Here is a 14,211-nt window from a genome sequence, read left to right on the forward strand (position 1 = left end):
GAGAGGAACAAGAACATGATAGGTCCAACTTCAAATCGAATCCCTCTACGGAGAGCGCCATGAAAGCAATCGCCTTTACCCAACACGGCTTGCCCATCGAAGACCCGAACGCGCTGATGGATATGGATCTGCCCAAGCCCACTCCAGGGCCGCGTGACCTGCTGGTCGAAGTCAAAGCGATTTCGGTGAATCCGGTGGACACCAAAGTGCGCGCAGGTTCCGCCGCAACCGAGCCCAAAGTGGTCGGTTGGGACGCGGTCGGTGTGGTTCGCGAAACCGGCAGCGAGGTTTCGCTGTTCAAGGCCGGCGACGAGGTGTTCTACGCCGGTTCCATCGCGCGTCCCGGCAACTACAGTGAATTCCATCTGGTGGACGAGCGCATCGTCGGCCACAAACCCAAGTCCATCGACAACGCCCACGCGGCCGCATTGCCGCTGACATCCATCACTGCGTGGGAGCTGCTGTTCGATCGACTGGGCGTTACCGAAGGCGGTGGTGAAGGCGACAGTCTGTTGATCATCGGTGCGGGCGGCGGCGTCGGCTCGATTCTGGTTCAGCTTGCTCGTCAGTTGACGAAGCTGACCGTCATCGGCACCGCGTCGCGTCCCGAAACCCGCGAATGGGTCAAAGGCCTCGGCGCCCACCACGTCATCGATCACAGCCAGCCGCTGGTCGAGCAACTCAAGGCAATCGGCGTTGGCCAGGTCAGCCACGTTGCGAGCCTGACGCACACTGACAGTTATTTTCCTCAACTGATTGAAGCGCTACGCCCGCAAGGCCAGCTGGCGCTGATCGACGACCCGAAAACCCTTGATGTCGTCCCGATGAAACGCAAGGCACTGTCGCTGCATTGGGAGCTGATGTTCACGCGTTCGCTGTACGAAACCCCGGACATGATCGCGCAGCATGAGCTGCTGGACCGCGTATCGGCACTGATCGACAAAGGCGTGCTGAAGACCACGCTGGGCGAGCACTTCGGTGCGATCAACGCCGCGAACCTGCGCCGCGCTCATGCCGTGATCGAGAGCGGCAAAGCCAAGGGCAAGATCGTTCTGGAAGGTTTCTAACCCCCTTTTTCCATCATCAAAATGGCCTGCTCCCGCAGGCCACGGAGCACTGTCATGTCCATGAAAAAGCATTTAGCGTGGTCGGCACTGGCCTTGTCAGTCGCACTCGCCAGCCAGACCACGTTTGCAGCCAGTGTTTCGGCCATGCCGGGCAACGCGCCAGCGGAAAAAACCATCGGTCAGCTGGAACAGGTCTTCACCTTTCACGACGCCATGCCGACCGGCGTGACCGTCACTGAAACCGGGCGAATCTTCGTCAACTACCCACGCTGGGGCGATGACGTGCCCTTCACCGTGGGCGAAATTCGCGACGGCAAAGTCGTGGCCTATCCCGATGCTGCATTCAATCGCGAAGATCCGAAAGCACCGGCCAAAGGGCTGATCAGCGTGCAAAGCGTGGTCGCGGACGGCCAGGGCCGAGTCTGGCTGCTCGATACCGCTGCGCCGAACTTCGCCGCGCCCAAAGCGGGCGGCGCCAAACTGGTCGCGGTTGATCTGGCCAGCAACAAGATCGTCAAAACGCTGGTGTTCCCGGCCAACGTGATCCTGCCAAGTACATACGTCAACGACATGCGCTTCGATTTCCGCACAGGCAAAGAGGGCACCGTTTACGTCACCGACTCCTCGGTTTCAGGCCCCGGCGCAATCATCGTGATGGACATTGCCAGCGGCAAGGCGACACGCCGTCTGAGCGGGGCGAAATCCACGTCGGTCGACCCCGACTTCGTTCCGGTGGTAGAGGGCCAGGCCGCGTTGATCACTAAAGGGCCGGACGGCAAGGCCAAGACCCTGGGCGTGGCGTCCGACGGCATCGCGCTGTCCGCTGACGGCAAGACCCTGTATTTCTGCCCGCTTTCCAGTCGCCACCTGTACTCGGTCCCGACCGCTTTGTTGCGCGACCCGAACGTCAGCGAAGCGCAGTTGGCAGCGGCCGTGAAGGATCTCGGCGAGAAAGGCGCCTCGGACGGTCTCGAAGCCGACGCCAACGGCGCCGTGTACGCCGGCGATTACGAGCACAACGGCATTCGTAAACGCCTGGCCGATGGCAGCTGGCAGACCATCGTGCATGACCCTCGCGTGCTGTGGCCGGACACGCTGTCGGTCGGCCCGGATGGCTACCTGTATTTCACCGCCAACCAGTTGCAGCGTCAGGCGGGTTTTCATGACGGCAAGGATCTTCGCGAAAAACCTTACAGCCTGCTGCGCGTGAAAATTGACGCCGCGCCGGCTCCCACTCGCTGACAGAGGGCCAAGGCCATGAAACCGGTCATTCGTCTGGGCAACATCGATCTGAGCTTTCACGCCGCCAGCGCCGCTGTCGTGCAGCGGATTCTGGAGCGGCACGGCTACGAGGTGATCACCAGCACCTCGCCCCACGAAACAATGTTTCTGCGTTACGGCGCGCGCGAGGTCGACATGCTGGTGTCGGCCTGGCTACCGGCCAGCCATGGCGGCTACCTCGCGCCCCACGCCGCGAACACCCGCAAACTAGGCGTGCTGTATCAGCCTTATTGCATCTGGGGCGTGCCCGAGTATGTCCCGGTCGACCAGGTCGCCAGCGTGATGGACCTGGCTCGACCAGAGGTGGCATCGCGGATGAGCCATCTGATTCAGGGCATCAATCCGGGCGCCGGTATCAGCCGGTTTTCCAGGGCGATGGTGGAGCAATATGGCCTGGCCGAGTTGGGCTACCACTTTGAAAACGGCAGTGAAGCCGACTGTTTCACTCGCTTCGAAAAGTCTGTAGAACGCCGCGAGTGGTTCGTGGTGCCGCTGTGGCATCCGCAGTTTCTGCATCACCGCTACGCCATCCGCGAACTGGCAGAACCCAAAGGACTGCTCGGCGGCCAGGACGACGCCACGTTGATCGTGCGTGAAGAAGTGGCTCAGCGCATGGCGCCCGAACTGCTCGATGAACTGACTCGCCTGTCCCTCGGCAACGCCGTGGTCAGCGAGCTTGATTACCTGATCTGTCGCGAAGGCCTGTCGCCGCTCGCGGCGGCCGATACCTGGCTTTTTCGTCAATCTGCCTGACCTTTTAGATTCGGAGAACACCATGCAACTCACTGCTCTGGCTAAATCCCGCTACACCACCAAGGCGTATGACGCCACCCGCAAGATCCCGCAGGAGACCATCGAGACGCTGCTGGACCAATTGCGCCACAGCCCTTCTTCGGTGAACTCACAGCCGTGGCATTTCATCGTCGCGTCTGACGAGCAAGGCAAAGCGCGCGTGGCCAAAGGTGCCGAAGGCGGTTTCGTGTACAACGAGAGCAAGATTCTCAACGCCTCCCACGTGATCGTGCTGTGCACGCGCACCGAGATGCCCGAAGCTCACCTGCAAGCGGTGCTGGCAAAAGAAGAGAGCGACGGACGCTTTGCCAACGACGAAGCCAAGGCCGGTCAGGACAAATCCCGCCGTGGCTACGTGAACATGCACAAATTCGATCAGAAGGACGTGCAGCACTGGATGGAAAAACAGACCTATCTGGCGCTGGGCACCTTGCTGTTGGGCGCGGCTTCGCTGGGTGTGGACGCCACGCCGATGGAAGGCTTCGATTTCAAGAAGCTGGACGAAGAACTGGGCCTGCGCGACAAAGGCTTCACCAGCCTGGTAATCGTCAGCCTGGGCTACCGCAGCGAAGGCGATTTCAACGCCAAACTGCCGAAATCACGTCTGCCGGCCGAGTCGGTATTCACCTTCCTGTGATCCGGCGTTACGCCGGGATCTGAAACAGGGCCTGCTGCAGGAGCGTGCCTGCCCGCGATGGAGACGTGCGACGACGCAGATGCGTTGGAGGCACGACGAGTCGCGGGCAAGCGCGCTGACCATTGCGGCGCTCGGCGAAAATTCACGCCCGAAGCGTTCCCCGCCCGGCACCTCTCATTTGCCCCATCGCCGCCGCTCTGCTAGTGTCGCGCCGGTTTAACGTCTACCGGGATAGCCGCCATGGCCCGCAAGAAAGCTGCACTGGATTTCGAACAGTCCCTCACGGATCTGCAAACGCTGGTCGAGCGTCTGGAGAACGGCGAGCTGTCGCTGGAAGATTCGTTGACCGCTTTTGAACAAGGTATTCGCCTCACGCGTGAATGCCAAAGCGCCCTGGCTCAGGCCGAACAGAAGGTCCAGGTTCTGCTGGAGCGCGATGGCGAACTGGCCGAGGAACCCTTCGACGCGGAACAGCCCGAATGATTGCCGAATATCAGGCCCTCAGCCAGGCTCGCGTCAATGCGGCGCTGGAAGGCCTGTTCGATGCACCCGCCCCTGAACTCACCCGTCTTTATGCTGCCATGCGCTACAGCGTGACCAATGGCGGCAAGCGCGTGCGCCCGCTGCTGGTCTATGCCGCGTGCGAAGCGCTGGGCGGCAACGCCGAACAGGCGAATGGCGCCGCCTGCGCCGTCGAGCTGATCCACGCGTATTCGCTGGTCCACGACGATTTGCCGGCCATGGACGACGATGATCTGCGTCGCGGCATGCCGACCACCCACAAGGCGTTCGACGAAGCCTGCGCGATCCTCGCCGGCGATGGCTTGCAGACCCTGGCGTTCAGCGTACTCAGCGACAGCCGGCTGACGCCGCAGGACGCCGACACCCGCCTCAAGATGGTCGCCACCCTCGCCCACGCGGCCGGGCCCGCGGGCATGGTCGGCGGGCAGGCGATCGATCTGGGATCGGTCGGCATGAAGCTCGACCAGACCGCGCTCGAGTTCATGCACCGCCACAAGACCGGCGCGTTGATCGAAGCCAGCGTCAGGCTCGGCGCTCTGGCCAGCGGCCGTGCCAGCAAGACGCAGCTCGACTCGCTGCGAATCTACGCTCGCGCCATCGGCCTGGCTTTCCAGGTGCAGGACGATATCCTCGATGTCGAAAGCGATACCGCGACCCTCGGCAAACGTCAGGGTGCAGACATCGCCCGCGACAAGCCGACCTACCCTGCGCTGCTGGGTCTGGATCAAGCCAAACGATACGCGCTGGAATTGCGCGATCAGGCGCTGGTTGCGCTGCGACCTTTCGACGCGGCAGCTGAGCCGCTGCGGGCGCTGGCCCGTTACATCGTCGAACGCCGCAACTGATTGCCCGTCCCGGTCACGTTGTGATCAGGCGGGTTTTCCCCTGCCTGACCGGGCATCGCGCACATTTTTCTCATCCGATGGATTTATCGCGCCCGCGTGCGCTCCTACAAGAGCGTCCGCCGCTCAAACAGACCGAGCTGAGCATCGCATTGCTGTCCCGCGTGGGCAGCTTGCGATGCATCAGGTAAACTGCCGCCTCTTTTACTTATAACGATTCGCCTGATGCCCACGACGTTCAAAGAGATTCCCCGCGAGCGCCCGTCCACGCCACTGCTCGACAAGGCAGCGACGCCGGACGGCCTGCGCCGGTTAGGTGAAGCAGAGCTCGAAGCCCTGGCTGATGAACTGCGCCTGGAGCTGCTCTATACCGTTGGCCAGACGGGCGGCCATTTTGGCGCCGGCCTTGGTGTCATCGAACTGACCGTTGCCCTGCATTACGTCTTCGATACCCCCGACGACCGGCTGGTCTGGGACGTCGGTCATCAGGCGTACCCGCACAAGATCCTCACGGGTCGTCGCGAGCAGATGTCGACACTGCGCCAGAAAGGCGGCGTGGCGGCGTTTCCGCGCCGCAGCGAGAGCGAGTACGACACCTTCGGCGTGGGCCACTCCAGCACCTCAATCAGTGCCGCGCTGGGCATGGCCATTGCCGCTCGCCTGCAAGGCAGCGAGCGCAAGTCGATCGCGGTCATCGGCGATGGCGCCCTCACCGCGGGCATGGCGTTCGAGGCATTGAACCACGCGCCAGAAGTCAAGGCGGACATGCTGGTGATCCTCAACGACAACGACATGTCCATCTCGCGCAACGTGGGCGGACTGTCGAACTACCTGGCGAAGATTCTCTCCAGCCGCACGTACGCCAGCATGCGAGAAGGCAGCAAGAAGGTGCTCTCGCGTCTGCCCGGCGCGTGGGAAATTGCCCGCCGCACCGAGGAGTACGCCAAGGGCATGCTGGTGCCGGGTACGCTGTTCGAAGAGCTGGGCTGGAATTACATCGGCCCGATCGATGGCCACGATCTGCCAACGCTGATCGCCACGCTGCGCAACATGCGCGACCTCAAGGGCCCGCAGTTCCTGCACGTGGTCACCAAGAAGGGCAAGGGCTTCGCGCCGGCGGAAGTCGATCCGATCGGCTACCACGCCATCACCAAACTCGACCCACTCGACGCGCCAGCCGAGCCGAAAAAAGCCAGCGGTCCCAAGTATTCCGGTGTTTTTGGTCAATGGTTATGCGACATGGCCGAGGCTGACGAGCGCCTGGTCGGCATCACACCGGCCATGAAGGAAGGCTCTGATCTGGTGGCGTTCAGCGAGCGCTTCCCCGAGCGTTACTTCGACGTCGCGATCGCCGAGCAGCACGCCGTGACCCTGGCGGCCGGCATGGCTTGCGAAGGCAGCAAACCGGTCGTGGCGATCTACTCGACGTTCCTGCAGCGCGGCTACGACCAGTTGATTCACGATGTCGCGGTGCAAAATCTCGATGTGCTGTTCGCCATCGACCGTGCCGGTCTCGTAGGCGAAGACGGTCCGACTCACGCCGGCAGCTTCGACCTGTCTTACCTGCGCTGCATCCCCGGCATGCTGGTGATGACGCCAAGCGACGAGAACGAACTGCGCAAGATGCTCACCACCGGGCACCGCTTCAACGGCCCTGCCGCCGTGCGTTACCCACGCGGCACCGGCCCGAATGCAGTGATTGAAAGCAGCCTCGAGCCGCTGGAGATCGGCAAGGGCATCGTCCGCCGTCAGGGCAGCAAAGTGGCCATGCTGGTGTTCGGCGTGCAGTTGTCCGAAGCGCTGGTCGTCGCCGAGAAGATCGACGCGACCGTGGTCGACATGCGCTTCGTCAAACCGCTGGATGAAGCCATGGTGCGCGTCATGGCCGCCAGCCACGATCTGCTGGTCACGATCGAAGAGAACGCGATCATGGGGGGTGCAGGCGCGGCGGTCAGCGAGTTCCTCGCACGGGAAGACATTCTCAAGTCGGTGCTGCATCTGGGTCTGCCGGACGTTTACGTCGAGCACGCCAAACCTGCGCAAATGCTCGCGGAATGCGGGCTGGATGCCGCCGGAATCGAAGCGTCGATCAACGCGCGTTTGCAAAAAATCCAGAACGCCTGACTGCTCCTCTGATCATTCCCGCGCTCGGCGTGGGAATGCATCCCATGGCGCTCCGCGTCATTCTGCGCTGGACGCGGAGCGCCCGGAAGCGTTACCACGCAGAGCGTGGGAACGATCACTGAAACGGCGTTTCACTGCAGGAGCGCGCTTGCCCGCGATAGATTTTTCCAACGACGCAGATATGTCGGATGGACTTTCGCATCGCGGGCAACCGCGCTCCTACAGAGATCGCGTTAGACAAGAAAAAACATGACCCTGCCCCGCTTTATCCTCACCCTGTCTCTGCTGCCCGCTTCCCAAGCCTTCGCCGACCTGCCGGACCGGGAAAACGCCTTGAAACTTCCCGACGTGCTGATCAGCGCCAATCGTCAGGTCGAACAGCGCGACGCCAGCACCGCCGCGAACACGGTGTTCACGCGCCAGGACATCGAGCGCTTGCAGCCGACCGACCTCACCGACCTGCTCAACCGCGTACCGGGTGTGCAAATCGCGCCCAGCGGCGGACGCGGCAGTCTGCCCGGCATCTACATCCGCGGCACTAAAGCCGCGCAGAGCCTGGTGTTGGTGGATGGCCAACGCATCGCCAATGCCACGTCGGCCGACAGCGCGCTGCAATACCTGAGCGTCGATCAGATCGAGCGGGTGGAAGTGCTGCGTGGCTCGCGTTCTGTCGTCTACGGGGCCGACGCCATCGGCGGCGTGATCCAGATCTTCACCCGACGCGGCGCCGAGCAAGGCCTGCAAGCGCGCGTGCACAGTGGTTTCGGTAATCGCGACAGTTGGCAGCACAGCCTGGGACTGTCAGGCGGGGACGAGCGGACGCATTTCAACCTCAGCACCAGCCTCGACGAGACGGCAGGCATAAACCGCACGGGCCCGTCGTTCGCCAGCGATGCCGATCACGATGCATACCGCAACACAGCGTACAGCCTGAACCTCAGCCACTGGCTCAGCGATGACGTGGAAGTGGGCGTCAACGCGCTGGATAACCGGGGCAAGACCGAGTTCGACAATCCGTTCGGGTTGTTCGACCCGGTTACCTTCAACACCGTTGGCCAGCAGCAGTACAGCGATTTCGAGCTGAGCAGCCTGGGGACTTACATTGATGCGCGCATCAATGAACGCTGGAAAACCCGCCTCGAGATCGGGCACAGCGAAAACCGCGAGAAGACCTTCGACAAGCTCAGCGACGATCGCTATGTCTTCAACACCTACCGCGACTCGATCAACTGGCAGAACGATCTGACTCTTGATGCGCGCAACAGCCTCATGCTCGGCGCGGACGCCTACGAAGACCGGGTCAACAGCAGCACCGCGTTCGACGAAGACAGCCGATGGAATCGTGCTGCGTTCGTCCAGCATCGCTACAAGGGCGACGGATTCTCCACGGAGCTGGGCCTGCGCCACGATCAGAATCAGCAGTTCGGCAGCCAGAACACCTGGAGCGGAACGTTGACGTTAGCGCTCAACGACACCAACGACCTGTTGGTTTCCTACAGCGAAGGCTTCCGTGCGCCGACCTTCAACGATCTCTATTACCCGGACTTCAGTAACCCGAATCTCAAGCCCGAGCATTCGAAAAGTTACGAGCTGCAGTGGCGAAGCCGCTTGAGTGATACGAGCAAGCTGGAGGCGTCGCTGTATCGCACCGACCTGCAGGACGCCATCGCGCTGGACAGTGACTTCCGACCGCAGAACATCGCTTCGGCACGAATCAATGGGTTTGAAGCCGCGCTGGAGCAACAGCTGTTCGGCTGGACCGGAAAACTGGGCGCATCGATCATCGACCCGCGCGACCGGGACACCGGCCGCACGCTCAACCGGCGCGCGCGCAGAACCCTGAATCTGGACCTGGATCGTCAATTCGATCGGCTCGGCGTAGGCGCCAGCTGGCAGGCGGTGAGCAGCAGCTTCAACGACGAAGCCAACACCCAGGCTATCGGCGGTTACACCTTGTTCGGTTTGCGCAGCAGTTGGAAAGCCAGCGACGAGGTAAAGCTGGAATTCAAGCTGGATAACGCCTTCGACAAACGCTACAGCCGCACGCTGTACAGCTTCGATGGCGGCAATTATGGCTATCGCGAAGAAGGCCGGACGTGGATGTTCGGCGTCACCTGGACGCCTGAGTTATGACTCGCCACACCATGCCGCCACTGGCGCCGTCTGGTCTTTAGAAAAACGGCAAGTCACCTGAGGAAGCGCTTGCTCGGGGCTGCCATCGGAAGAACACTGATTCCAGCCGCTCCCTCTCCACAGCATGCACCGGCCTCTTCGTGAGCAAGCTCACTCCCACCGGGATCTCCGGACATTTCCAGCTCTTCGGCCAGATGCAAATCCCGTGGGAGCGAGCTTGCTCGCGAAGACTGGCTCTGGGCCGCTGCATCTCCATCGGATGTACAGACCATTTGTCCGTGGCTCGGGCGCACGTCCTGTAGGAGCGCGCTTGCTCTGGGCCGCACTCGGACGATCTGCCGGGTACCGGCAGCAAAACCGGTGAACGCGGTGATTCAGGCAAAACACGGTGATGGCTTTACGACTGCTGCGCAGCCGATCGTCCGAGTGCGGCCCAGAGCAAGCGCGCTCCTACAAGGGTAATGCGGGGCTGACTGGTATAGCGCCAGGCCACAAAACCTGTTGGGCAAGAAAGCGGCGGGTATTACGCCGCTGATCGAAAAGGGCTTTAGAGGCCGCTGGCTCAGTCCCCAGAAGTATCGACGTCAGCACGTTCAGCGATCTGGCGCTATCGCTTCACACAACTTCGCAACGGCCTCGATCATCTGCCCGCTGGCGCGCTCCAGGCCTTTGTCGGGCACTGACAGCAAACGCTGCGCCCTGACGGCTTTCAATTGAGGCCACGCGGTCCAGGCCTTCAACAGCGCGGCATCACTGGCCACGATCACATCAGGATCACGCTGCAACACCGCCTCCAGACTCACCTGCGGCGCTGGCAGGGTCAGGTCGTCGAAGACATTTCGCGCGCCGCACACGCTCAGCGCATCACTGATGATCTGCCCGCCACCGACCGTATACAGCGGCGGATCCCATACCTGATAGAACACGCGCATCGGGGCGTCGCGGTGATAACGCTCGCGAAGCCCAGACAGCCGCTGGCGAAATTCACCGGCCAACTGACGCCCACGTTCGCCACGGCCCAGGCGTTCGCCAATCTGTTCGATCTGATCCGCCAGTTGATCCAGCGTGTGCGGCTCGGCGATGAAGGTCGGAATGTTCAGCCGCTGCAATTGTTCACGCTGCGCGACGCCGACACTGCCGGGCCAGAGCAACAACAGATCAGGCTGGAGGCTGAGCAGCCGCTCCATTTCCAGTTGGCCGTAACGACCCACCGAGGGCAACACCTGAACCTGCGCGGGACGTTCGCCACCGTCGAGCACGCCAACCAGCAGATCGGCCGAATCGAGCTCGATCACGATCTCAGTGAGCGATGGCGCAAGGCTGATCACGCGCTCGACGGCCAGCGCAGGGCTTACCATCATCGCCAGCAGGCAGGCTAGGAAGAGGCGCATCAGGCCAGCTGACGGGGGATGCGATAGAGGAGCAGCAAAACAACGCTGGAGAGCGCCAGCAATGCGAGCGCGACGGGCTCCAGATCGGCGAAGACCGCCAGCGCCGCAATCCACGCAGGCAAGCCTGCAGTGAGGAAGGCCATGCGCCGGTCGGCGGCCAGTTTCAGCCAGGCCGCAGGCTCTTCAGGGGTGTCGAGCGCCTTCTGCGTGGCGATCAGAGAGCGCTTGTACACACCGAATGGCTTGAGGCTGACGAACATCGAGGCGATGCCCGCGATGAACAATGGCATGGCGAAAACCGAAGGACCGGTAGCCTTGCCGCCGCCGAAGAACATACAGACCACCAGTAACGGGCCCAGCGTCAGGGCCATCTGCCGCCACCAGGCCAACGCCAGGCGACGGCGTACATTACTGCGTGTCACGCAGGGTCGACCTCGCTTTGGTGCTCATTGCCCATCATGTGGCCGAGCTTGCCGGCCTTGGTCGCCAGATAGAGTTTGTTGTGCGGGTTCTGGCCGGTGTGCAGCGGCACGCGTTCGGCCACGTTGATGCCCATGTCAGTCAGCGCTTTGACCTTGCGCGGGTTGTTGGTCATCAGACGCAGCGACTTGATGCCCAGATGCTCGAGCATCGGCAGGCAAATGGCGTAATCGCGCTGGTCGGCGGCGAAGCCCAGACGCTCGTTCGCTTCGACCGTATCAGCACCGCCGTCCTGCAATTCATAAGCACGGATCTTGTTCATCAAGCCGATGCCACGCCCTTCCTGACGCAGGTAGAGCAACACACCACGACCTTGCGACGCGATTGCACGCAAGGCCGCTTCCAGTTGGGAGCCGCAGTCGCAGCGCTGACTGAACAAGGCATCGCCGGTCAGGCATTCGGAATGCACGCGCCCCAGCACAGGGGCGCCATCTGACACATCACCGAGGGTAAGTACGACATGCTCGCGACCGTTTTCCTCTTCGAGGAAACCGTTCATTGTAAAAGTGGCAAAAGGGGTAGGCAGCTTGGAAGCCGCGACAAATACGACGGGCACCGTGTGCTCCTGATCAGTATGAGGGCTGGAAATTCGCAAGGCGGCATTGTAACAGCACGTTCCAGGAGACGCTTAGGCTGAATTGTCGGCTATTCAGATCAGGAAGTTTGATCATTGGCCGGCGCTGCCAGCGCTGTGAACATCGTTTGCATCGAACGGATAAGGCTGCTTCCAGCGAGCGAATATCGGTTTCAGCCTGCCGGACCGCACCAGATGCGCCATGCGCTCATCGAACACATCCCGCAGGGCGCGACCGCGAGCGTTGTCGGCAAAACTCAGGTACAGCGGGATCGCGGTCAGGTACGTCGTGCGGTAACTCTGCGGCGCTTTGGTCTGGCCGAGGATGAAGTCGACTTCCGGTTTGGCATCGATGTACAGATCGGCACGGCCGTGTTCGAGCATCGAGAGGATGTGGTCCCGTCGCGCCACCTCGTTGAAATGAACCACGTTGGGCAAGTAATGCTGAAACTCGTAACCGCGAACCCACGCCAGGCGGTAGCTGCCCAGGTTCTGCAGTGTCGGCGCAGGGTGGGAAGCCAGCCCCAATGCGTAGATTTCATCGGTGTCGTAGTGCCATTTCGGATACAGCGTGCCTTCGACCTCGTTCTCGTAGGCGCCGACCCAGGCATCGGCCTCACCTCGCTGCACCAGCCCGACCGCCCGGGTGTAGGGCTCGATACGGGACTGCACCTTGACGCCAGCGGGCTCGAACACCTCGCGCATCAGGTCCCAACCCAGGCCGGTTCCGTCGGCTTCGGTGTAGGCGTTCCATTGCTCGCTGACCAGCACGATATCATCGGGCTTCTCGGTCAGAAGGTCGCTGCCGCCTGGCTCCGCGGCCACGCAAAGCCCCGTCGCCAACAGCGACAGACCCAGCAGCAAGACCTTCCCGATACCGCCCATGAGTGTGGTTCCTATATCACTCCCCACAGCCAGACTAGACCCTGCATCGCCATCCAGGCAAAAACCCCGGCCAGAACGTCGTCGAGCATGATGCCGACACCGCCGTGCACGTGCTTGTCGATCCAGTGAATCGGCCAAGGCTTGAGAATGTCAAAGAAGCGGAACACCAGAAACCCGACCAGCAGCCAGACCCAGCCTTCCGGCACGAGCCAGAGCGTGATCCACATCCCGACCATTTCGTCCCAGACGATGCCTTCGTGGTCATGCACGCGCAGATCGTCGGCCACCTTGCCGCACAGCCAGAAGCCGAACAGCATGGTGATCCCCAGCATCAGCCAGTAACCCCAGTCCGGCAGCATCTGCCACAGAGGAATGAAGGGCACCGCGACCATCGAGCCCCAGGTTCCGGGCGCTTTGGGCAAGGTGCCTGAACCGAAACCGAAGGCCAGAAAATGCCAGGGATTGGTCCAGACCGACGGAGGAACGTTCTCCGCCGGGACCTGATTAGGATGATCTGTCACCGTGTCTCCCGAAAATGTTGGTAACCCCGAGTCAACGGAGTGACGTCCTGCCCCAGGTCGTCGAGCAATGCCACGCCCTGGCCTGCAACCACCTGACCGATCACCGATACGGGCCAGCCAGCCGACGTCAGACTATCAAGCCGCGATGGCGGCAAGGTGAATGCGAGCACGTAGTCATCGCCGCCGCTTAGAGCGGCATTCAGCCCTTCGTCTCGTCCGAAAAATCTCAGCAGCGCGTCGGACATTGGAATCCTGTCCCGCTCGATCAACAAGCGAACGCCCGATGCCAGGGCAATATGACCGCAATCGGCCAGTAAGCCGTCAGAAATGTCCAGCGCCGACGTGGCATTGCCCCGCAGTGCCTGACCCAGCGCCAGCTGCGGCTGGGGCGACCAGTACCGCGCAAGCAAGGCCTGAGTGGTAGACGCCTCGCTGCTGCGCTGGTTCAACACCAGCGGCAGCGCACCGCCGCCGTCGCCCAGCGCGCCACCTACGCAGAGCAAATCGCCCGGTCTCGCACCGGCACGCGTCAGCGCCATGCCCGCAGGCACCGCGCCGAATACGGTCACGGTAATGCTCAGCGGTCCGCGCGTGGTATCGCCGCCGATCAGACGCAGCGAGCAGCCCTGCGCCATCAGATTCAGGCCGCGCGCGAACGCTTCCAGCCAGGCGGCAGAAACTTCCGGCAGGGTCAGGGCAAGGGTGAATGCGAGGGGCTTGGCGCCCATGGCTGCCAGGTCGCTGGCAGAAACGCCGAGGGCGCGCTGGCCCAGCAAGAAAGGATCGCAGACGTCGGGGAAGTGCACCCCGGCGACCAGTGTGTCGGTCGAGACAGCGAGTTGTTCGCCGGCAGGCACCGACAACAGGGCGCAATCATCACCGATGCCCAAGGCAACGCCTTCGCCGGGCTGCGCGCAGGGCGCAGCGGCGAAGTAATTGCGGATCAGCTCGAATTCGCCCAT

At 62.2% G+C, this 14,211-nt stretch carries 14 protein-coding genes; 8 read left to right on the plus strand and 6 right to left on the minus strand.

Annotation, left to right across the window (positions count from 1 at the left end; genetic code table 11):
* Window positions 1-59: 59 nt before the first annotated feature.
* From QRN36_RS12295 to QRN36_RS12330, 8 genes are all read left to right on the plus strand, one after another.
* Window positions 60-1,067: a zinc-binding alcohol dehydrogenase family protein gene (locus tag QRN36_RS12295; protein ID WP_285424317.1), complete on the plus strand. Its 1,008-nt coding sequence runs from the start codon at window positions 60-62 to the stop codon at window positions 1,065-1,067.
* Window positions 1,068-1,211: 144 nt separating this feature from the next.
* Complete coding sequence (locus QRN36_RS12300) at window positions 1,212-2,309, plus strand: L-dopachrome tautomerase-related protein (protein WP_373568742.1); 1,098 nt, start codon at window positions 1,212-1,214, stop codon at window positions 2,307-2,309.
* 15 nt (window positions 2,310-2,324) lie between these two features.
* A complete protein-coding gene (locus tag QRN36_RS12305) occupies window positions 2,325-3,101 on the plus strand; it encodes a glycine betaine ABC transporter substrate-binding protein (protein ID WP_285424319.1) in 777 nt (258 codons plus the stop codon).
* 22 nt (window positions 3,102-3,123) lie between these two features.
* Complete coding sequence (nfsB, locus tag QRN36_RS12310; RefSeq protein ID WP_285424320.1) at window positions 3,124-3,777, plus strand: oxygen-insensitive NAD(P)H nitroreductase; 654 nt, start codon at window positions 3,124-3,126, stop codon at window positions 3,775-3,777.
* Window positions 3,778-4,017: 240 nt separating this feature from the next.
* Window positions 4,018-4,260 carry an exodeoxyribonuclease VII small subunit gene (locus tag QRN36_RS12315; RefSeq protein WP_062384761.1) on the plus strand — a complete coding sequence of 81 codons (243 nt, stop codon included), beginning with the start codon at window positions 4,018-4,020 and terminating at the stop codon, window positions 4,258-4,260.
* Entirely contained in the window at window positions 4,257-5,144 is an 888-nt protein-coding gene (ispA, locus tag QRN36_RS12320; RefSeq protein ID WP_285424321.1) for a (2E,6E)-farnesyl diphosphate synthase, read from the plus strand. Before QRN36_RS12315 ends, ispA begins: the two co-directional genes overlap by 4 nt.
* A 222-nt stretch (window positions 5,145-5,366) precedes the next feature.
* Complete coding sequence (gene dxs, locus QRN36_RS12325) at window positions 5,367-7,265, plus strand: 1-deoxy-D-xylulose-5-phosphate synthase (RefSeq protein ID WP_285424322.1); 1,899 nt, start codon at window positions 5,367-5,369, stop codon at window positions 7,263-7,265.
* Between the two features lie 249 nt (window positions 7,266-7,514).
* Window positions 7,515-9,398: a TonB-dependent receptor domain-containing protein gene (locus QRN36_RS12330; RefSeq protein ID WP_285424323.1), complete on the plus strand. Its 1,884-nt coding sequence runs from the start codon at window positions 7,515-7,517 to the stop codon at window positions 9,396-9,398.
* A gap of 593 nt (window positions 9,399-9,991) precedes the next feature.
* Here the strand turns inward: QRN36_RS12330 and QRN36_RS12335 are convergent.
* From QRN36_RS12335 to thiL, 6 genes are all read right to left on the minus strand, one after another.
* On the minus strand, window positions 9,992-10,789 hold the full coding sequence (locus QRN36_RS12335; RefSeq protein ID WP_285424324.1) for a cobalamin-binding protein: 798 nt from the start codon (window positions 10,787-10,789) through the stop codon (window positions 9,992-9,994).
* Window positions 10,789-11,211, minus strand: coding sequence for an MFS transporter (locus tag QRN36_RS12340; protein WP_285424325.1), 423 nt, complete (start codon window positions 11,209-11,211; stop codon window positions 10,789-10,791). Before QRN36_RS12340 ends, QRN36_RS12335 begins: the two co-directional genes overlap by 1 nt.
* Window positions 11,208-11,825, minus strand: a complete 618-nt coding sequence (gene ribA, locus QRN36_RS12345; RefSeq protein ID WP_285424326.1) for a GTP cyclohydrolase II — start codon at window positions 11,823-11,825, stop codon at window positions 11,208-11,210. Before ribA ends, QRN36_RS12340 begins: the two co-directional genes overlap by 4 nt.
* A gap of 111 nt (window positions 11,826-11,936) precedes the next feature.
* On the minus strand, window positions 11,937-12,728 hold the full coding sequence (locus QRN36_RS12350) for an ABC transporter substrate-binding protein (protein WP_285424327.1): 792 nt from the start codon (window positions 12,726-12,728) through the stop codon (window positions 11,937-11,939).
* Between the two features lie 11 nt (window positions 12,729-12,739).
* A complete protein-coding gene (locus tag QRN36_RS12355) occupies window positions 12,740-13,249 on the minus strand; it encodes a phosphatidylglycerophosphatase A (RefSeq protein WP_093468955.1) in 510 nt (169 codons plus the stop codon).
* Complete coding sequence (gene thiL, locus QRN36_RS12360) at window positions 13,246-14,211, minus strand: thiamine-phosphate kinase (RefSeq protein WP_285424328.1); 966 nt, start codon at window positions 14,209-14,211, stop codon at window positions 13,246-13,248. The genes QRN36_RS12355 and thiL overlap by 4 nt, the downstream gene beginning before the upstream one ends.

This window comes from Pseudomonas sp. efr-133-TYG-103a (genome assembly GCF_030209235.1).
Lineage (GTDB): Bacteria > Pseudomonadota > Gammaproteobacteria > Pseudomonadales > Pseudomonadaceae > Aquipseudomonas.